The sequence below is a fragment of the Microbacterium sp. UCD-TDU genome (assembly GCF_000340625.1).
Taxonomy (GTDB): domain Bacteria; phylum Actinomycetota; class Actinomycetes; order Actinomycetales; family Microbacteriaceae; genus Microbacterium; species Microbacterium maritypicum.
Window position 1 is genome coordinate 987948 of the sequence record NZ_KB454447.1, and the last position, 19803, is coordinate 1007750.

At 68.0% G+C, this 19803-nt stretch carries 18 protein-coding genes; 9 read left to right on the forward strand and 9 right to left on the reverse strand.

Annotation, left to right across the window (positions count from 1 at the left end):
• Positions 1 to 158 precede the first annotated feature (158 nt).
• Positions 159 to 3845, forward strand: coding sequence for a multifunctional oxoglutarate decarboxylase/oxoglutarate dehydrogenase thiamine pyrophosphate-binding subunit/dihydrolipoyllysine-residue succinyltransferase subunit (locus D514_RS35085; protein ID WP_017831081.1), 3687 nt, complete (start codon positions 159 to 161; stop codon positions 3843 to 3845).
• A 65-nt stretch (positions 3846 to 3910) separates the two neighbouring features.
• On the opposite strand, the gene D514_RS35090 is transcribed toward D514_RS35085, so the two are convergent.
• From D514_RS35090 to D514_RS35100, 3 genes are read right to left on the reverse strand one after another with little or no spacing between them, the layout of a single operon-like run.
• Positions 3911 to 5215 carry a GNAT family N-acetyltransferase gene (locus D514_RS35090; protein WP_017831082.1) on the reverse strand — a complete coding sequence of 435 codons (1305 nt, stop codon included), beginning with the start codon at positions 5213 to 5215 and terminating at the stop codon, positions 3911 to 3913.
• 33 nt (positions 5216 to 5248) lie between these two features.
• The gene (locus D514_RS35095) at positions 5249 to 5494 is read right to left on the reverse strand and encodes a zf-HC2 domain-containing protein (protein WP_017831083.1); all 246 of its coding nucleotides are present in this window, start codon (positions 5492 to 5494) and stop codon (positions 5249 to 5251) included.
• Positions 5491 to 6096: a sigma-70 family RNA polymerase sigma factor gene (locus D514_RS35100; protein ID WP_236610992.1), complete on the reverse strand. Its 606-nt coding sequence runs from the start codon at positions 6094 to 6096 to the stop codon at positions 5491 to 5493. The genes D514_RS35095 and D514_RS35100 overlap by 4 nt, the downstream gene beginning before the upstream one ends.
• Positions 6097 to 6223: 127 nt before the next feature.
• Here D514_RS35100 and aroA point away from each other — a divergent pair, with 127 nt between their 5' ends.
• The 3 genes from aroA to bcp are packed head-to-tail and all read left to right on the forward strand — an operon-like array spanning position 6224 to position 9096.
• Positions 6224 to 7540, forward strand: coding sequence for a 3-phosphoshikimate 1-carboxyvinyltransferase (gene aroA / locus D514_RS35105; RefSeq protein ID WP_031206300.1), 1317 nt, complete (start codon positions 6224 to 6226; stop codon positions 7538 to 7540).
• A 2-nt stretch (positions 7541 to 7542) separates the two neighbouring features.
• Positions 7543 to 8613, forward strand: a complete 1071-nt coding sequence (gene rsgA / locus D514_RS35110; protein ID WP_017831086.1) for a ribosome small subunit-dependent GTPase A — start codon at positions 7543 to 7545, stop codon at positions 8611 to 8613.
• Between the two features lie 9 nt (positions 8614 to 8622).
• Positions 8623 to 9096, forward strand: coding sequence for a thioredoxin-dependent thiol peroxidase (gene bcp / locus D514_RS35115; protein WP_017831087.1), 474 nt, complete (start codon positions 8623 to 8625; stop codon positions 9094 to 9096).
• A gap of 55 nt (positions 9097 to 9151) precedes the next feature.
• Here the strand turns inward: bcp and D514_RS35120 are convergent, their stop codons facing one another.
• Positions 9152 to 9538, reverse strand: a complete 387-nt coding sequence (locus tag D514_RS35120) for a hypothetical protein (protein WP_036323793.1) — start codon at positions 9536 to 9538, stop codon at positions 9152 to 9154.
• A 230-nt stretch (positions 9539 to 9768) separates the two neighbouring features.
• Here D514_RS35120 and D514_RS35125 point away from each other — a divergent pair, with 230 nt between their 5' ends.
• Complete coding sequence (locus D514_RS35125) at positions 9769 to 10017, forward strand: WhiB family transcriptional regulator (protein ID WP_017203224.1); 249 nt, start codon at positions 9769 to 9771, stop codon at positions 10015 to 10017.
• 63 nt (positions 10018 to 10080) lie between these two features.
• Here D514_RS35125 and D514_RS35130 read toward each other — a convergent pair whose 3' ends face one another.
• The gene (locus D514_RS35130) at positions 10081 to 11565 is read right to left on the reverse strand and encodes a sensor histidine kinase (RefSeq protein WP_017831089.1); all 1485 of its coding nucleotides are present in this window, start codon (positions 11563 to 11565) and stop codon (positions 10081 to 10083) included.
• Positions 11566 to 11589: 24 nt separating this feature from the next.
• Positions 11590 to 11976 carry an Rv3235 family protein gene (locus D514_RS35135; protein WP_017831090.1) on the reverse strand — a complete coding sequence of 129 codons (387 nt, stop codon included), beginning with the start codon at positions 11974 to 11976 and terminating at the stop codon, positions 11590 to 11592.
• Between the two features lie 129 nt (positions 11977 to 12105).
• On the opposite strand from D514_RS35135, the gene D514_RS35140 reads away from it, so the two are divergent.
• Positions 12106 to 12717: a hypothetical protein gene (locus D514_RS35140; protein ID WP_017831091.1), complete on the forward strand. Its 612-nt coding sequence runs from the start codon at positions 12106 to 12108 to the stop codon at positions 12715 to 12717.
• On the opposite strand, the gene D514_RS35145 is transcribed toward D514_RS35140, so the two are convergent.
• The gene (locus tag D514_RS35145) at positions 12705 to 12983 is read right to left on the reverse strand and encodes a helix-turn-helix domain-containing protein (protein WP_017831092.1); all 279 of its coding nucleotides are present in this window, start codon (positions 12981 to 12983) and stop codon (positions 12705 to 12707) included. The genes D514_RS35140 and D514_RS35145 overlap by 13 nt on opposite strands.
• A 97-nt stretch (positions 12984 to 13080) precedes the next feature.
• On the opposite strand from D514_RS35145, the gene D514_RS35150 reads away from it, so the two are divergent.
• Positions 13081 to 13701, forward strand: coding sequence for an SAF domain-containing protein (locus D514_RS35150; RefSeq protein ID WP_017831093.1), 621 nt, complete (start codon positions 13081 to 13083; stop codon positions 13699 to 13701).
• The gene (locus D514_RS35155) at positions 13698 to 14939 is read left to right on the forward strand and encodes a P-loop NTPase (protein ID WP_017831094.1); all 1242 of its coding nucleotides are present in this window, start codon (positions 13698 to 13700) and stop codon (positions 14937 to 14939) included. Before D514_RS35150 ends, D514_RS35155 begins: the two co-directional genes overlap by 4 nt.
• On the opposite strand, the gene D514_RS35160 is transcribed toward D514_RS35155, so the two are convergent.
• Positions 14863 to 16089 carry a pyridoxal phosphate-dependent aminotransferase gene (locus tag D514_RS35160; protein ID WP_017831095.1) on the reverse strand — a complete coding sequence of 409 codons (1227 nt, stop codon included), beginning with the start codon at positions 16087 to 16089 and terminating at the stop codon, positions 14863 to 14865. The genes D514_RS35155 and D514_RS35160 overlap by 77 nt on opposite strands.
• A gap of 65 nt (positions 16090 to 16154) precedes the next feature.
• A complete protein-coding gene (gene secA, locus D514_RS35165; RefSeq protein ID WP_031206303.1) occupies positions 16155 to 18956 on the reverse strand; it encodes a preprotein translocase subunit SecA in 2802 nt (933 codons plus the stop codon).
• Positions 18957 to 19145: 189 nt separating this feature from the next.
• Between secA and D514_RS35170 the strand changes: the two genes are divergently transcribed.
• Positions 19146 to 19766 carry a PadR family transcriptional regulator gene (locus tag D514_RS35170; RefSeq protein ID WP_017831097.1) on the forward strand — a complete coding sequence of 207 codons (621 nt, stop codon included), beginning with the start codon at positions 19146 to 19148 and terminating at the stop codon, positions 19764 to 19766.
• Positions 19767 to 19803: the final 37 nt, after the last annotated feature.

Genomic DNA, 19803 nt, shown 5'->3' on the forward strand with positions numbered 1-19803 from the left:
CTCCACGGTACTCAGATCGCGACGCGGTGGGCGCACGGCTTCGACGATTCCCCGAGCGAAACACGTTAGGCTTGTTGGTCGAGAGTGTGCGGGCCCGAACGCATCCTGCGTCGACGTCCGCACCAGAGAGCTTCAGCGATGAAAGAGGGCGATCGAGCGTGTCGAACCAGGTGACCGGCGTCAACGGCGACGGGGGGTTCGGAGCCAATTCCTGGCTCGTTGAAGAGCTCTACGAGCAGTTCAAGGTGAACCGCGACTCCGTCGACAAGGAGTGGTGGCCCATCCTGGAGAAGTACCACTCCGAGACGGCGACCGCGGCTCCCGCAGCAGCGTCCGACGCACCGGCCCCGACGGCTCATCCCGTCACGGCGCCGATCCCCGTGATCGGCTCGCAGCCCGTCGCCCGCACGACGGCCAAGCCCGCCGCCGCAGCACCGATCCCGGCGCAGGCTCCGAAGCCCGCAGCGAAGTCCGAGTCGACGGAGGCCCCGGCTCCCGTCGAAGAAGACAAGGTCACGCCCCTGCGCGGTCTGCCCAAGACACTCGCGGCGAACATGGACGAGTCGCTCACCGTCCCGACCGCCACCAGTGTCCGCACGGTGCCGGCGAAGCTGATGATCGACAACCGCATCGTCATCAACAACCACATGGCGCGCACCCGCGGCGGCAAGATCAGCTTCACCCACCTCATCGGCTGGGCGCTCATCCGCACGCTGGACGAGTTCCGCAGCCAGAACGTGTTCTACGCGGAGGTCGACGGCAAGCCGTCCGTGGTCGCACCGGCGCATGTCAACCTCGGCATCGCGATCGACCTGCCCAAGCCCGACGGCACGCGCGCCCTCATGGTGCCCAGCATCAAGCGCGCCGACACGTTGACGTTCACCGAGTACCTCTCGGCCTACGAGGACCTGGTCACGCGCGCACGCGGCAACAAGCTGACCGCGGCCGACTTCCAGGGCACCACGGTGTCGCTCACCAACCCGGGCGGCATCGGCACCGTGCATTCGGTCCCGCGTCTGATGAAGGGCCAGGGCTGCATCATCGGCGCCGGCGCCCTCGAGTACCCGGCCGAGTTCCAGGGCGCGAGCGAGAAGACGCTCAACGAGCTGGCGATCGGCAAGACCATCACGCTCACCAGCACCTACGACCACCGCGTCATCCAGGGAGCGGGCTCCGGCGAGTTCCTGAAGAAGGTGCACGAGCTGCTCATCGGTCAGCGCGGCTTCTACGACGACATCTTCGCCGCTCTGCGCATCCCTTACGCCCCCATCCGATGGAACCCCGACATCGCCGTCGACCTCGCCGAGCGCGTCGACAAGCAGTCGCGGGTGCAGGAGCTGATCAACTCCTTCCGCGTGCGCGGTCATCTGATGGCCGACATCGACCCGCTCGAGTACGTGCAGCGCTCGCACCCCGACCTCGAGATCGAGAGCCACGGTCTGACCTTCTGGGACCTCGACCGCGAATTCGTCACCGGCGGCTTCGGCGGACGGCGCATCGCGAAGCTCCGCGACATCCTCGGCGTGCTCCGCGACTCCTACTGCCGCACGCTCGGCATCGAGTACATGCACATCCAGGACCCGGAGCAGCGCCGCTGGTTTCAGGAGAAGGTCGAGGTCAAGTACCAGAAGCCCGGCCACGACGAGCAGCTGCGGGTCCTGCGCAAGCTCAACGAGGCCGAGGCTTTCGAGACCTTCCTGCAGACCAAGTTCGTCGGCCAGAAGCGCTTTTCGCTCGAGGGCGGCGAGTCGCTGATCCCGCTGCTCGACGAGATCCTGCAGGGCGCGGCCACCGCCGGACTCGAGGGCGCCGCGATCGGCATGGCCCACCGCGGCCGCCTGAACGTGCTCACCAACATCGCCGGCAAGACCTACGGCCAGGTGTTCCGCGAGTTCGAGGGCACGCAGACGCCGGGCAACCAGCGCGGGTCCGGCGACGTGAAGTACCACCTCGGCACCGAGGGCACCTTCGTCGCCGACGACAAGTCCGAGCTTCCCGTCTACCTCGCCGCCAACCCCTCGCACCTCGAGACCGTCGACGGCGTGCTGGAGGGCATCGTCCGCGCCAAGCAGGACCGCAAGCCGATCGGCACGTTCGCCTGGCTGCCGATCCTCGTGCACGGCGACGCGGCCTTCGCAGGCCAGGGCGTCGTGGTCGAGACGCTGCAGATGTCGCAGCTGCGCGGCTACCGCACCGGCGGCACGATCCACGTGGTCGTGAACAACCAGGTCGGTTTCACCACGACGCCGAACGACGGTCGCACCTCGATCTACTCGACCGACGTCGCCAAGACGATCCAGGCTCCGGTCTTCCACGTGAACGGCGACGACCCCGAAGCGGTCATCCACGTCGCGCAGCTCGCTTTCGAGTACCGCGAGCGCTTCCACCGCGACGTCGTGATCGACCTGGTCTGCTACCGCCGACGCGGCCACAACGAGGGAGACGACCCCTCGATGACGCAGCCGCTGATGACCGATCTCATCCAGGCGAAGCGCTCCGTCCGCCGCCTGTACACCGAGTCGCTCGTCGGTCGTGGCGACATCACCGAGCAGGAGTACGACGAGGCCAAGGCCGACTTCCAGAACCGTTTGGAGATCGCCTTCGCGGAGACGCACGCCGCCGAGACCGGCGCTCTGCCGATCGCCCCGGAGCTGCCGCCGGTCGACGACCAGGTCGGCGCTCCGGAGATCACCGGCGTGCCGAACGAGGTCATCCAGATGATCGGCGACGCCTTCGTGAACAAGCCCGAGGGCTTCACGGTGCACCCCAAGATCCAGCAGCTGCTGGAGAAGCGTCTCGACATGAGCCGCAACGGCGGCATCGACTGGGGCTTCGGCGAGCTGCTCGCGTTCGGCTCTCTCCTCGTGGAAGGCACCCCGGTGCGTCTCGCCGGTCAGGATGCCCGTCGCGGGACGTTCGTGCAGCGCCACGCGACACTGCACGACCGCGCGAACGGCCAGGAGTGGCTCCCGCTGTCGAACCTTTCCGACGCACAGGGGCGCTTCTTCGTCTACGACTCGCTGCTCAGCGAATACGCCGCTCTCGGCTTCGAGTACGGCTACTCGGTCGAGGCTCCTGAGGCCCTCGTGCTCTGGGAAGCCCAGTTCGGCGACTTCGTCAACGGCGCCCAGTCGGTCATCGACGAGTACATCTCCGCGGCCGAGCAGAAGTGGGGACAGCAGTCCAGCGTCACCCTTCTCCTCCCCCACGGCTACGAGGGCCAGGGACCGGACCACTCGTCGGCACGCATCGAGCGCTTCCTGCAGCTGTGCGCGCAGGACAACATGATCGTGTCGCGCCCGTCGACGCCCGCGTCGTACTTCCACCTGCTGCGCCGCCAGGCGTACGCCCGTCCGCGCAAGCCGCTGATCGTCTTCACCCCGAAGGCGATGCTGCGTCTGCGCGGCGCGACGAGCCCGGTCGAAGCGTTCACCCAGGGTCGGTTCGAGCCGGTCATCGATGACGACCGCGGTCTCGACCGCACGGCCGTCAAGCGCGTGCTCGTGCACTCGGGCAAGGTGCACTGGGATCTGCGGGCCGAGCTCGAGAAGAACCCGAATCCCGAGGTCGCCCTCGTCCGGCTCGAGCAGCTGTACCCGACGCCGATCGAGGAGCTCAAGGCGATCACCGACTCCTACCCGAACGCCGAGCTGGTCTGGGTGCAGGAAGAGCCGGAGAACCAGGGCGCCTGGCCGTTCCTCGCACTCGCCTTCGCCGACGTTCCCGGCGACCGATCGTTCCGACCGGTCTCGCGCCCGGCTTCGGCATCGCCGGCGACGGGTTCGTCGAAGGTCCACGCCGCCGAGCAGGCAGCACTGATCCACGCGGCCGTCACCCTCGGCTGATCGTCAGACGAGAGAGGGCGCTGCGACTGGAGTCGCAGCGCCCTCTCTCGTCTGTGCGGTGCGGATCAGTACCAGATGTCGAGAGACGGCGCGGGGAAAGAGACGAGCGCCCGGTCGAACGCCTCGACGGCCGCAGGGTCGGCCGTGATGCGTCCGGCACCGTGCAGTGTCGCGGCGCGGACCCCACCGGCATAGAGCGCCGAGAGCGTCGAGACGTCGAGTGTGATGTCGGCCTCTGCGCCCTCGTCTGCGGCGTCGACCGTCGCGATGCCGTCGTTGTCCACGCGCAGGCGCCAGTCGCCGTTCGTGAAGCCCAGCGAGTCCTTCACGCGGAGGACCGTGTCGATCGGGGCCGAGTAGCGACGTGCCGTCAGCGCCGTCGGGAGGTCGAGGATGCGCAGCCACCCGTGATCGTGCACCTCCTGCTTGACCCCGCGGGTGTCGTGCACCAACCACGGCAGGGGGTCATCGATCGGGCGGAGGTCGGCGACCACCTCGTCGACGAGATCGTGCTGCAGGGCGAAGCGCCAGAGCGCCGCGCGCGCGTCAGCCGTCTCCGCGACGAGCAGTCGCACATCCATCCGGAAGCGGAAGGTGCCGGCCGCCTCACCGACGGTGTAGGCCATCACCCCGCGCAGCGCACCGTCCTCGTCGCGGTAGCGCACGCCGCGGGCCTGGTCGCGATCCGGGGTGGGCGCGACTCCTGCGTACCCCTCCCATCGACCTTCCCAGCCGGGAATCTGTCCCGATGCTCTGCCGCGGGCGCGCTCGTGCACCGCACCGAGGTCGGCGGCGAGCGTCTCGCGATCGATGTACTCGAGGGTGCCGGTCGGAGTCGGTCCGCTCCAGCCCGCACGTCGGGTGTCGACCGTGTGGCGCGCCACCGGAATCGCTGCACCGAAGCCGTAGCGACCGTAGATCGTCGCCTCGGACACCGTGAGCCCGGCGATGGCCACTCCGGCGGATGCCGCAGCCCGCAGCTCCCCTTCGAGAAGCGCCCTGGCGATGCCGCGGCGGCGGTGGGTCGCCGCGACCGTGACCACGCTGATCGCCCACATACCGATCTCGGCGCCGCCGGGGACGGTGAGGGGTGTGATCCAGCCGTCGATGGTCGCCACGGGCAGCGCACCGGCCGGGGCGTTCTTCTCGTACACCCCGACGTTCCGCCGCTCCGCGAAGGTCTTTCGCACCTGGGCGAGCATGTCGCTACTCGGCTCGGGGCCGAGGAATCCGCGGTCGACGGCACGCTCGAAACCGAAGGCGCTCGCGTCATCGCTCAGATCGACGACGCGGTAGTCGAGGCCGGCTCCGGCCAGTCTTTCCGTCGAGGTGGTGTCAGCGGGTACGTCGCGCGCATCGATGGAGGTCATCCGTCCACACTACCGACGGCCCCCGGCGTGCGGTCAGTGCTGCGAGGCCTGGACGGCGCGCAGGCGCTCGAAGACCTGGTCGCGCAGCTGCTCGGGAGCGGTCTCCTTGCAGGCGCGGGCGATCACCTCGGTGAGGGTCGTGGCGACGAGAGCCTCATCCCGACATGACGGGCAGTTCTCGAGGTGCTCGCGGATCTCGGTGTGCTCTGTCTTGCACACCTCGTTGCGGAGGTACTCCTCCAGATCCTGACGGGCTTTGTCGCAGCCGCAGTCGCTCATTTCTTGCTCCTCGTCTCAGCCGCGGCGATGCCCCGCTCAGCGGCGTAATCTGCCAACAGCTCCCGCAGCATCCGCCTGCCACGGTGCAGACGGCTCATCACGGTGCCGATGGGGGTCTTCATGATGTCGGCGATCTCCTGATAGGCGAAGCCTTCGACATCAGCGAGATAGACCGCGAGGCGGAAGTCCTCCGGCACGGCCTGCAGTGCGTCCTTGACCACCGAGGCGGGCATCCGATCGATGGCCTCGGCCTCGGCCGAACGGCTGTGCGACGCCGTGGTGGACTCCGCTCCGCCCAGCTGCCAGTCCTCGAGCTCGTCGATCGTGCCCTGGAAAGGCTCACGCTGGCGCTTGCGGTAGATGTTGATGTACGTGTTGGTGAGGATCCGATAGAGCCACGCCTTGAGGTTCGTGCCCTGCGAGAACGTCGCCCAGGACCCGTAGGCCTTCACGAAGGTCTCCTGCACGAGATCGGCGGCATCCGCCGGGTTGCGCGTCATGCGCATCGCGGCGGCGTAGAGCTGATCCATGAAGGGGATCGCCTGCTCCTCGAACTCGCGCCGAGGGTCGCCGACGGTGTCTGCGGTTGCGGTGTCATCCATCACCGGCCAGTCTAGGCCGCTGAGGTCGATCACCTCGCGCTCCAACGTCGCCGTCATACTCTCTCCTTCGGGTCGGGAGGCCTGTCTTTCGCGACGAAGCTCCCTGTGTTTACTAAGGTGAGAACCGATGAGCGCCAACAGGTATTCCCCCTCCCGTGTGCACGGCGCCTATCCCGCGCCCACGACCGACGTGCCCGTGCACGCCGAACTCACGATCCCCGGTTCCAAATCGCTGACGAACCGCGAGCTGATGATCGCCGCGATCGCCGATGGACCGGGCCGGTTGATCGCCCCCCTGCACTCCGACGACTCCGCACGCATGGTCGACGCGCTGCGCGCCCTCGGTGTCGGCATCGAGGAGGTCGACGCCGGGAACGAGTTCGGGCCCGACCTCGTCGTCACCCCCGCGAAGCTCAGTGGCGGCACCACGATCGACTGCGGTCAGGCCGGCACCGTCATGCGCTTCATCGCCCCGCTGGCGGGCCTCGCGGCGCACGACGTTCGCCTCACCGCACACGAGACGGCGCTGCATCGTCCGATGGGCGCACTGATCAGCGCGCTGCGCGACCTCGGCGTCGACATCGACGACGAAGGCACGTGGGCTCTCCCCTTCACGATCCGCGGCCACGGGCGCATCCGCGGCGGGCGCATCGAGATCGACGCCTCCGCGTCGAGCCAGTTCGTCTCCGGTCTTCTGCTCGCCGCCCCCCGCTTCGACGTCGGCCTGCACCTCGTCCACACCGGCGAGCACCTGCCGAGCCTTCCGCACATCGACATGACGATCGAGGCTCTGAGCCGCCGCGGCATCCGCATCGAACGCCCCGCCGTCGGCGAATGGCTGGTCGAGGCGGGCGTTCCGCGCGCCAAGGAGATCGCGATCGAACCCGATCTCTCCAACGCCGCGCCGTTCCTCGCCGCCGCGCTGGTCACGGGCGGATCGGTGTCGATCACCGGCTGGCCCGCACATTCCACTCAGCCCGGCGCCCTGCTGCCCGAGATCCTGCAGGCCACGGGTGCGCACGTCGGCCGTCACGGCGGCACGCTCACCGTGCGCGCCGGTTCCGGCATCCGGGGCCTCGACCTCGACCTGTCCGCGGCGAGCGAGCTCACCCCGACGCTGGTCGGACTCGCCGCCTTCGCGGACTCTCCGACCACGATCCGCGGCATCGGACACATCCGCATGCATGAGACCGACCGGATCGCGGCGCTGATCGGCAACCTCCGCGCACTCGGCGGCGAGGCCGAGGAGCTCTCCGACGGACTGCGCATCATCCCGAAGCCCCTGCACGGCGGAAGCTGGGCCGCACACCACGATCACCGGATGGCCACCACCGGAGCGCTCATCGGCCTGCGGGTCCCCGGCGTCGAGATCGACGACATCGGCACCACCGCGAAGACCCTCCCGGAGTTCACGATGCTCTGGGAGAGGATGCTGCGGGGCTGACGGTGAGCTGGCTGGACGACGCCGACGACCTCGAAGACGACTTCGAGGACTTCGACGAGAGCAGCATCCGCTCCCGTCCCAACCCGAAGGCGAATCGCCCCCGCACCAAACGGCGCCCCGCGCATGACGACGCGCAGGTGGGACGAGTGCTCGGCGTCGACCGCGGACGATACTCGGTCCTCCTCGGTGAGGGCACCGCCGAGGAGCGCATGATCACCACGACGCGCGCGCGCGAGCTGCGACGCATGCCCATCGTCACCGGCGATCAGGCACGGGTGGTGGGCGACACCTCGGGAGACGAGGGCACGCTCGCGCGTATCGTCGGCATCGTCGATCGCACCTCTCTGCTGCGCCGCAGCGCCGACGACACCGATCAGGTCGAACGGGTGATCGTGGCGAACGCCGATCAGATGCTCGTCGTCGTCGCAGCCGCCGACCCGGAGCCCCGCGCGCGTCTCGTTGACCGCTACCTCGTCGCGGCACTGGATGCCGGCATCCGCCCGCTGCTCGTCGTCACCAAGACCGACATCGCGGATCCCACCGAGTTCCTGACGCACTTCGACGGCCTCGACCTGCGTGTGTTCACCAGTGCGCAGAGCGAGATGCCCCTCGAGGAGATCGGCGAAGCGCTGGTCGGACACTCCACGGTCTTCGTCGGACACTCCGGGGTGGGCAAGTCGACGCTCGTCAACGCCCTCGTACCGTCGGCCCTGCGCGCGACCGGGCACGTGAACCAGGTCACCGGACGCGGTCGGCACACGTCGTCATCGACCGTGTCGCTGCGCTACGAAGGTGCGGGCGGCACCGGCTGGGTGATCGATACCCCCGGCGTGCGCTCCTTCGGACTCGGACACGTCGATCCGGCGAACATCCTGGCCGCGTTCACCGAACTCGCCGCGATCGCCCAAGACTGTCCCCGGGGCTGCACTCACCTCGCCGATGCACCCGACTGCGCTCTGATCGAGGCCGCCGAGCGCGGAGAGCTGGGCGAGACCGGGCGTGCCCGACTCGATTCCCTGCAGCGTCTGCTGCAGACGTTCGCGGACAAGGCGGATCAGGCCCCCGGCCGTTAGGCTGGAGACGTGACCCAGCGCCTCGAACCAGGAACCGCAGCCCCCGACTTCTCCCTCCTCGACCAGGACGGGAACATCGTCCGTCTCGAGGATCTGCGCGGCAAGAAGACCGTGCTGTACTTCTACCCGGCGGCGATGACTCCCGGCTGCACCACCCAGGCGTGCGACTTCCGCGACAGCATCTCGTCCCTCCAGGGCGCCGGCTACCGCGTCATCGGGGTCTCACGCGACGAGCCCGCCACGCTGGCGAAGTTCCGCGAGCGCGATGGGCTGACCTTCCCGCTTCTGAGCGACCCCGACCACGCCGTCCACTCCGCCTATGGCGCGTGGGGCGAGAAGATGAACTACGGCAAGCTCGTCGAAGGGGTCATCCGCTCGACGTTCGTGCTCGACGAGGACGGCAAGATCGCTCTCGCGCAGTACAACGTGAAGGCCACGGGTCACGTGGCACGGCTGCGCAAGCAGCTCGGCATCGACGCCTGACCCGCAGCTGTCCCCGAGGTCAGCAGACCTCCCCGACGTCCGCAGCTCTCGGAGGTCACTCCGTCGCGCGCTGCGGACCTTCCCGGCGTGCGCTCGAGATCAACAGCGCGAACCCGAGCAGTCCGGGAAGCCCGACCCCGAGGGTGAACGGCCACGAGATCGGCTGCAGCGTGAGAGAGGCGAGCGCGAGGGCTACGGCGAGTACCTGAAAGACCACTCCTCCTGATCGAGCCCACGACTTCCCGACCCGCGTGCCCACCGCGAAGGCCACCAGGGCTGCGGAGCCGATCAGCGTGAGCACGATGAGCGCCAGGGCCGTCGGCAGCGATGCCGCATCGCCCGCCCCGAGACCGGCGAGTTCGACCACGGCGAAGACCAGGAGCGCCACTGCTTCGAGGGCGAGGATCGCCGCTGCCGCCAAGGCGATTCCGGGTGCGCGCACGGTGTCTCCCAAGGATCGAAAGAAGAGAAAACCCTTGATTTCATGGTTTTCATGTAACAGAATAGAGAAAGTCATGTGCTCCCACAGCGGCGTGGGGCGAGCGTTCACGCTCGCATCACAATTCGCGGGCATTCCGTCCGCATCTCAACAGGGTAGCGGAACCCGAACTTCTACCCGAATCCGAGAGGTCGCATCGCGACATCTCTTGAAATCCACACCGAGGAGCCCCCATGGACTGGCGCGATAAGGCCGCCTGCCTGACTGTCGACCCCGAGCTTTTCTTCCCCGTGGGGAACACTGGCCCTGCCGTCGATCAGATCGAGAAGGCGAAGACGGTGTGCGCCACCTGCACCGTCACCGAGATCTGCCTGCAGTACGCCCTGGAGACCAGCCAGGACTCGGGCGTCTGGGGCGGGCTCTCCGAAGACGAGCGCCGCGCTCTCAAGCGTCGCGCCGCTCGCGCACGCCGCGCCTCCTGAACGTCCGAAAGCGGCCTGAGATCGACTCTCAGGCCGCTTTCGTCTGTTCGGATGCGGCAGCTCTCACCTCTCGAGCCAGCGCAGGGGGATGTCGATGACCACTTCGGTGCCTTCGCCATCGCTCCCGTGCCACTCGATCGTGCCGCCGAGCTCACCCTGGATGAGCGTGCGGATGATCTGAGTGCCGAGGCCCTGGCCGATGCGCCCTTCCGGCAGACCGAGACCGGTGTCCCGAACCGTCACGCGCAGGTTGTCCTCGGTGCGCGTGGCGTCGATCGTGACAAAGCCCTCTTGACCTGCGAGACCGTGCTCGACCGCATTCGTCACGACCTCGGTCAGGGCGAGAGCGAGAGGTGTCGCGTACTCGCTCGGAAGAACTCCGAACCGTCCGGTGGACTGCGTCCGCGCGCGCGTGTTCGGGGCCGAGGCGACCTCGGCCACGAGCTTGAGCACGCGGTGGAAGACCTCGTCGAAGTCGACCTTCTGCGTCAACCCCTGGGCGAGCGTGTCGTGCACCACGGCGATCGCATCCACGCGGCGCATGGCCTGTGTGAGGGCGTCGCGCGCCTCGTCGGAATGCGTGCGTCGCGCCTGGATGCGCAGAAGCGAGGCGACCGTCTGCAGGTTGTTCTTCACCCGGTGGTGGATCTCGCGGATCGTCGCGTCCTTGGTGATGAGCTCCTGCTCCTGGTGGCGCAGTTCTGAGACGTCGCGGCACAGCACGATCGCCCCGATGCGCGTGCCGTGATCCTTCAGCGGGATGGCGCGCAGCGACACCGTCACACCGCGGGCTTCGATGTCGGTGCGCCAGGGAGCGCGCCCGGTGACCACCACGGGCAGCGACTCGTCGACCTGCCGGGACGGCGGGACGAGACGAGTGGTCACCTCGGCGAGAGACTCCCCCTCGAGCTCGTCGTCGAATCCCATCCGGTTGAAGGCCGACAGCGCGTTCGGGCTGGCGAAGGTGGTGATCCCGTCGACATCGATGCGAATGAGACCATCGGAGGCACGGGGCGCTCCCCGGCGCGGTGACGTCGGAGCCGTGAGGTCGGGGAAGCTCCCGTCGGCGATCATGCGGAACAGATCGTTCGCGCACTCGTCGAAGGTGATCTGCTGGCGAGACGGCGTGCGCACCTCGCCGAGGTTCGTGTGCCGGGTCACCACTCCGATCACGGTCGAGTGGGCGTCGGCACCGCGACCGACGCTCAGGATCGGCACGGCCCGCACGCGCGTCGGTGTCTCCTCGAACCAGTCGGGCGAGGAGGAGTCGACGATCTCGGCCGATTCGAAGGCTCCCTGGACCTGGGTGCGCCACTGGGGCCGCACCCGCTCTCCGACGATGTCGCGATAGAAGAGCGTCGCCGCGCCGCTGGGTCGCGCGTGCGCGACCGCGATGAACGAACCGTCGTCGGTCTGGATCCAGATCACGATGTCGGCGGAGGCGAGGTCCGCGAGGAGCTGTCCGTCTCCGGCGAGACGGTGGAGCCATTCGACATCGCTGTCGTTCAGGCGCCCCTGGGCATGGGCGAGATCACTGAGGGTTGACACCTGACCAGCCTACGGTCAGATGCCTCAGAGAATGGCCAGCGACGTCGCCCGCCAGCGACGATCGATCCCTTCCAAGCGCACGGCGACGGCACGGGTGCGCCCAGGACCGGCCACCACGACGACGGCTTCGATCACGCCGTCGAGCGGTTCCGTGACCCTCAGCGCCCTGATCTCGAACGTGGGTCGGGCGGGAGCGACGCCGCGCGCGCTACGTGCCCTCGAGGAGAGGTTGGCGCGCGTGACCAGACTTCGGAATGCGTCCTCGCTGAACCACCTGGCGAGCTGATCGACCTCCCTGACACCGGCCAGCACCTCGAGGACGCCGTGCGTGAGGCTGCGCAGAAGCGGCACAGGGTCCGGAAGCTCGCTGGTCGATGTCGGCTGGGGTGCGAAGTACTCGTGCGGCGTCATGTCGAACTCTCGGTCGGGGAGGTCTGCGAGTGAGCAGTACAGCACCGTGCCGCCAGCGCCGGAGTGGGGTGGGGCGAAGAATGTGGATAACTCGTACGCGCCCGAGCGGGGTCGCCTACGCTCTGTCGGATGCACTGGGACCGACTGTTCGAAGACCTCGAAGGCCAGCTGACCGCGGAGTGGGAAGCGGAGCGCGCGGTGCTGGACGCCGAGTCCGAACGGCTGCGGATCGCACGGTTGGACCTGCGCGCGCGGCTGCGGACGCTGTGCAGCGCAGAGGCGGACGTCACGATCGGTCTCGTGAACGGGCGACGGATTCCGGTCTCGTTGCAGACGCTCGGAGCAGACTGGGTCGCCGTCTCCACACGCGGCACCGGCGAGGGACGCAGCGCACCCGCCGGCTTCTTCCTCCCCCTCGCGGCCGTCACCGGCATCACGACGGATCACGGCATGATCCTGGCGAGCCTCGACGAACCACCCGCCGCAGATCCCCCGCTCCGAGAGCGGATGACCCTCGGATTCGTCCTGCGTGACCTCGCACGCCGTCGTGTGCCCGTGCACATCAGCACCCATGTGGGCGACGACGTCCACGGCACCATCGATCGAGCGGCGTCCGATCACCTCGATCTCGCTGTGCATGATCCGGGCGAAGCGCGCCTCGCCCGAGCGGTGCACGGGTTTCGCATCATCCCGTTCGCGTCACTCGTGGCCGTGCGTACGCCGGTCGATCAGGTGCCGTGAGCCGAAGAGGTGCCCCAGACCTCGGGGAAGCTCGCAGTCTGGGACTGGCGCCACAGCGCCATCCGCCGAGAGTTCTCCGATTCTTCGGCCAGGTAGCCGTCGAGGCTGGACTCCTCCACTCGCCAACGAGGCGGCGACCCGAGCTGCGCTCCCCGCAGTCTTCCCTCCTGCACCAGAGCGACGACCTCGTCGACCCCGATGCTCAGCAGCTCCGCCACCTGCGAGGGGGCGAGGTAACGCGGTGCGCGAACGGGGAAGGCAGGCATCCCCTCATTCTCGCCCACAGGTTCGCCGGATTCGGGCCCGCGCGTCCCTTGTGGATAACTCACGGAGCCCCGGAGCCGTTTCTGTGACGATATCGCCATGGCTTCCTTCTCTGTTCCTCGGCGCGCGTTCTGGGGCGACGTCCGCTTCCTCGTGGGTATCGCGCTGGTGGCTCTCTCGATCGCCGGTGTCTGGCTCATCGTGTCGGCGTTCGACGATGCCGTTCCGACGCTCCAGGCCACCCGGACCATCACGCAGGGCGAGGTGCTGACCTCCGACGACTTCCAGGTCGTCGACGTCGGCCTGGGCTCGCTGGCCGACGACTACCTCGGCCCGGGCGACATCCCCACCGGCAGCATCGCATCCCGCACTCTCGAGAGCGGAGAACTCGTTCCGTCCTCGGCCGTGACGGACGCCGACCGCAGTCGCTCCACCACGATCGTCATCCAGAGCAGCACCGGCATTCCGGAAGGGGTGGAGGCGGGCACGGTCGTGGAGGTCTGGCAGGCGCCGCCCCTCGACGAAGGACGCTCCTTCGATGTCCCCCGCATCCTGGTCGCCGACGTGATCGTGCACGACGTGCTCGACGCCGAAGGCGTACTCGCCGACACCGGAACCCAGCTCGAGATCGTGATCGATCGGGCTGATGTGGCCGACGTGCTCGCCGCCATCACGGGTGGGGCCGCCCTTTCCGTGGTGCCGGCCGGGGTGGGGTCGTGACCCGCGTCGTGGTCGCGATCCCTCAACCACGGGCGGGCGAGCTGGCGGCGGAGCTGGCGCTGGAAGGCATCGAGGTCGTCGCGATCCTCTCCCCCACCGCCGTCATCGAGGTGCCTCCGGGCGCGGAGGCGATCATCGTCCCCGCCACCAGAGCGGTGCTGAACGCTGAGCTGATCTCCGCATGCGACCGTGCCGGGGTCCGCATCCTGGCGCTCGGCGGCGCAGACAGTCGCCTGCTGGGGCGTCTCGGGCTGTCGGCGGCCCTGCGCCCGGAGGCAGCAGGATGGGAGGTCGCCGCAGCGCTGGTATCCGAGACAGACGCCGTGCCACGCGCGCAGTCCGTCCTTCCGCATCGCGTCATCGCGGTCTGGGGGCCGCACGGCGCTCCGGGGCGCTCGACCCTCGCCATCCAACTGGCCGTAGAACTCTCCCGCCGCGGGCGCAGGACCGCGCTGGTCGACACCGACACGGTCGCTCCCGCGCTCGCGCTACTTCTCGGTCTCAGCGACGACGCACCCGGTGTCGCCGCCGCATGCCGGCGGGCGGAACGCGGTGCACTCGACTCCGCCGAGCTGACCAGACTCGCCACGCCGCTGGCCACCGGCGGGGGCGATATCGAGGTGCTCCCCGGTATCAATCGTCCCAGCCGTTGGCCCGAGCTGTCATCGACCCGCCTGCGGGCCACGCTCGACGCCTGCCGCGAGTGGTCCGAGGAGACGGTCGTCGATGTGGCCGCTGCCTTCGACGCCGACGAGGAGGTCACGTACGACCTTGCCGGGCCCCGTCGCCATGCGGCGACCACAGCGTCGTTGAACGGGGCGGACCTGATCATCGCGGTCGCATCGGCCGACCCCCTCGGCATCAGCAGATTCGTGCGTGAGCACGCCGAACTACGACGTCTCACCGCCCCCACGCCCGTCATCGTCGTGGTCAATCAGGTGCGACCGGGCCCGCTCGGCATCGATGCGCGTGGTCAGGTGCGACGCACGCTCGAGAGGTTCGCGGGCATCACCGATGTCGTCTTCCTGCCGTTCGACCAGCGCGCAGCGGATGCCGCTCTGCTGCACGCCCGGCCCATGACCGATGTCGCGCCCCGTTCGCCGTTCATCGCAGCCGTGAGACGACTGGCGTCGACGCTCTTCCCGGCGGACGCGGCGTCCGCTACTGCCGATAGCTCGAGAGGAAGTTCCCCAGTCGTTCGACGGCTTCGCTCAGCACTCGGGGCTCGGGGAGCGTGACCAGGCGAAGGTGGTCAGGGGTGGCCCAGTTGAAGCCGGTGCCCTGGACCAGGAGGATGTGCTCCGAGACCAGCAGGTCGTAGACGAGCCGCGCGTCGTCCCTGATCTCATGCACGTTCGGGTCGAGTCGTGGGAACGCGTACAACGCCCCCTGGGGCTTCACGCACGAGACGCCGGGGATCGATTCGAGACCTTCCCAGGCGATGTCCCGCTGCTCGTGCAGGCGCCCGGTCGGAGCGATGAGCGCCTCGATCGACTGCACACCGGAGAGCGCCGCCTGCAGGGCGTGCTGGGCCGGGACGTTCGGGCAGAGTCGGGTCGACGCGAGCAGCGTGATCCCCTCGATGAACCCCTTGGCGTGGTCCTGCGGCCCCGTGATGACCATCCATCCCGATCGGAATCCGGCCACGCGATACGTCTTGGACAGGCCGTTGAAGGTCAGGCAGAGCAGATCAGGGGCGAGAGTCGCCGTCGGGATGTGCACGGCACCGTCGAACAGGATGCGGTCGTAGATCTCGTCCGAGAGCAGCAGCAGCTGGTGCTCTCGAGCGATCTGCACCAAGCCCTCGAGGATCTGGCGGGAGTACACCACTCCCGTGGGGTTGTTCGGGTTGATGATGACCAGTGCCTTGGTGCGCGGCGTGATCTTCGATCGGATGTCCTCGAGGTCGGGCTGCCACTGGTCATCCTCATCGCAGAGGTAGTGGACGGGAGTGCCGCCGGCGAGGCTGGTCATCGCCGTCCAGAGAGGATAGTCCGGCGCCGGGATGAGGACCTCGTCGCCCTCGTCGAGCAGCGCCTGCATCGTCATCGTGATGAGTTCGGAGACACCGTTCCCGAGGTACACGTCGTCGGGGTCGAACCGCGGGAAGCCCTCGATCTCCTCGTACCGGCTCACCACGGCACGTCGAGCCGAAACGATGCCCTTGCTGTCGCTGTATCCGTGGGCCGTGGGCAGCGCGGCGAGCATGTCGCGCACGATCTGGTGTGGGGCGTCGAAACCGAAGATCGCCGGGTTGCCGGTGTTCAGCTTGAGGATCTGATGCCCCTCCGCCTCCAAGCGCGCCGCCTCGACGAGGGCGTTTCCGCGAATCTCGTACAGGACGTTCTTGAGCTTCGACGACTGGTCGAAGTTGCGCGTTGGGGTCATCGACCAAGCCTACAGCGACGAGAGGAGGGCCAATCCACGCGGACTGGCCCTCCTCTGTGCGGAGACTACTTCTTCTTCTTGCCCTGCGCGCGCCGCTGCTCGCGGTTGCCGGCGGCGGGAGCCTCGGCCTCGGTGCGCTGCCCGAAGGCGCCACGCGGTGCCTCCTCAGCCTCGGCCTGAGGAGCCTGAGCACGAGCCGCCGCCTGACGGACGCGATCCGTGGCCGCCTGCTGGACCTGACCGCGATCGTTGCGGACCTCGACCTCACCCGCATCATTCGCCGCGGAGTACTCGAGGCGCTGCTCTCCGCCATCGGAGGCGAGCCCCTTGGCCTCGACCTCGGCCGTCTCCGAGTCGCCGGCGCGACGCACCTCGACCTCGAGGTTGTAGAGGTACCCGACGGACTCCTCTTTGATCTGGCCCATCATCGACTGGAACATCGCGTAGCCCTCACGCTGGTACTCGATGAGGGGGTCGCGCTGAGCCATCGCACGCAGGCCGATGCCGTCCTTGAGGTAGTCCATCTCGTAGAGGTGGTCGCGCCAGCGACGATCGAGCACCTGCAGCACGACACGACGCTCGAGCTCGCGCGTGGCGGCCTCACCGAGCGACTCCTCACGCGTCTGGTACGCGATCTTCGCGTCGGAGAGCAGCTCGCGGGTGAGCCCGTCCGCATCGATGCCGCCCTTGCGGTCGGCGGCCTCTGCCACGACCTCGTCGATCGTCACGCCCACCGGATAGAGCGTCTTGAGCTCGGTCCAGAGGGCATCGAAGTCCCAGCTCTCGTTGTGGCCCTCGCCGGTGTGGTCTCGCACGACGCCGCTGATGGCGTCCTCGATGAAGTGCTGCACGCGATCGGCGATGTCATCGCCCTGGAGGATGTGCCGACGATCCGCGTAGATGGCCTCACGCTGGCGGTTCAGGACGTCGTCGTACTTCAGGACGTTCTTGCGCATCTCGGCGTTGCGGGACTCGACCTGCGATTGGGCGCTGCGGATCGCTCGGGAGACGAGCCCTGACTCGATCGGCACATCGTCCGGGAAGTTGGTGCGGGCGAGGATGGCCTCGGCTGCCCCCGACTGGAACAGACGCATCAGATCGTCGGTGAGGCTCAGGTAGAAGCGGCTCTCACCGGGGTCACCCTGACGGCCGGAACGACCGCGAAGCTGGTTGTCGATGCGGCGCGACTCGTGGCGCTCGGTACCGAGCACATAGAGACCGCCGGCCGCGATGACCTTCTCGGCCTCCTCCGCGACGACGCTCTTCATCGCCTCGTAGGTCTCGTCCCACGCGATCTCGTACTCCTCGGGCGTCTCCACGGGGTCGAGCCCCTTGCCCTTGAGCTCCTGGACTGCGAGGAACTCGGCGTTTCCGCCGAGCATGATGTCGGTTCCTCGTCCGGCCATGTTCGTGGCGACGGTGACTGCGCCCAGGCGGCCGGCGCGCGCGACGATCTCGGCCTCGCGCGCGTGGTTCTTCGCGTTGAGGACCTCGTGCTTGATGCCCTTCTTCGCTAGCAGGCGCGAGAGATACTCGCTCTTCTCGACGCTCACCGTTCCGACCAGCACCGGCTGGCCCTCCGCGTGCCGCTCGGCGATGTCCTCGACGACCTGAGCGAACTTCGCGGTCTCGTTCTTGTAGACGAGGTCGGACTGGTCCTTGCGGATCATCGGCCGGTTGGTCGGGATCGGGATGACGCCGAGCTTGTACGTCGACATGAACTCGGCGGCCTCGGTCTCGGCCGTACCGGTCATGCCGGCGAGCTTGTCGTAGAGACGGAAGTAGTTCTGCAGGGTGACGGTGGCGAGGGTCTGGTTCTCTGCCTTGACCGGCACGCCCTCCTTCGCCTCGATCGCCTGGTGGATGCCCTCGTTGTAGCGACGGCCGACCAGGATGCGGCCCGTGTGCTCGTCGACGATCATGACCTCGTCGTTCATCACGACGTAGTCGGTGTCCTTCTTGAACAGCGCGAGCGCCTTGATCGAGTTGTTGAGGAACGAGATCAGGGGGGTGTTCGCCGACTCGTAGAGGTTGTCGATGCCGAGGTAGTCCTCGACCTTCTCTATTCCTGGCTCGAGCACGCCGACGGTGCGCTTCTTCTCGTCGACCTCGTAGTCCACGCCGACCTCGAGGGTGCGGGCGATCTTGGCGAACTCGGCGAACCAGCGGTTGGCCTCGCCCGACGACGGGCCGGAGATGATGAGCGGGGTGCGGGCCTCGTCGATGAGGATGGAGTCGACCTCGTCGACGATCGCGAAGAAGTGCTCGCGCTGGACGAGGTCCTCCTTGCGCCACGCCATGTTGTCGCGCAGGTAGTCGAAGCCGAACTCGTTGTTCGTGCCGTAGGTGATGTCGGCGGCGTACTGCTCGCGACGCACCGCAGGCGTCTGACCGGAGACGATGATGCCCGTGGTCATGCCGAGAGCACGGAACACACGCCCCATGAGCTCTGCCTGGTAGCTGGCGAGGAAGTCGTTGACCGTGATGACATGCACGCCCTTGCCGGCGATCGCGTTCAGATACGCGGGCAGCGTCGCGACGAGGGTCTTTCCCTCACCGGTCTTCATCTCGGCGATGTTGCCGAGGTGAAGGGCGGCACCACCCATGATCTGCACGTCGTAGGCGCGCATGCCGAGGGTGCGCTTGGCGGCCTCTCGCACCGCGGCGAACGCCTCCGGCATCAGCTGATCGAGGGTCTCACCCTTCTCGAAGCGGGCGCGCAGCTCGACGGTCTCGTTACGCAGCTCGTCATCGGTGAGCTTGGAGATGTCCTCTTCCAGCGCTCCCACTGCCTTGACGACCTGATTCAGGCGGCGGATGACCCGCCCCTCGCCCGCACGCAGCAGCTTCTCAAGAGGATTGGCCACGGATGTCATCTCCCTGTCAGTGGGTAAATCGCCGGCCATCGGTGAACCCGACGCCAGGCATACTTCGCCATGTTACCGGGCCGTGACCTGCACGTCGCCTGCATGGTGGTCCCGCGCGTCGGTTCAGGGGTGCGGCCGATAACCATATACTCGGTATCGCATTCCCACGCACGGTAACGGAGATGATCGATGTCAGTACGCCAGAGCCTGCTCGCCATCCTCGCGCAGGGGCCCTGCTACGGCTACCAGCTCCGACACGAGTTCGATCGCCGCACCGGCTCGATCTGGCCGCTGAACGTCGGACAGATCTACAACACCCTCGAGCGTCTGGAACGCGACGGGCTGGTCTCGCGTGGCGATGCCGACGACCACGGTCACGTGTACTGGCAGATCACGGATGCGGGTCACACGGACGTCGAGAACTGGCTCTCCTCCCCCGTCGTGCGCTCCCAGGGCACGCGCGACGAACTGGCGATCAAGCTGGCCGTCGCAGCGACCCTCCCCGGCGTCGATGCCACAGCCACGATCGACGCGCAGCGATCGGCATCGATGCGCCAGCTGGAAGCGCTCCAGCAGGCGCGACAGGCGAGAGGCGACGGGGACGACCCCGAAGGACTCGCGTGGTCGCTGGTCGCCGACTCCATGATCTTCGCCGCGGAGGCCGAAGTCCGCTGGCTCGATCACGCGGCGCAGCGCCTCAGCGGGCATCCCCGCCACGCGTTGTCGCTCGAGCTCACCGCCGAACGCCCCAAGCGCGGGAGGCCGGCGAAGGTCGGCGCCCCCATCGCTGCGCCCGTGCCCGCCCTGTGACCGGCGTCGCCGACGCCCTCCGCACGCCGCGACGGGC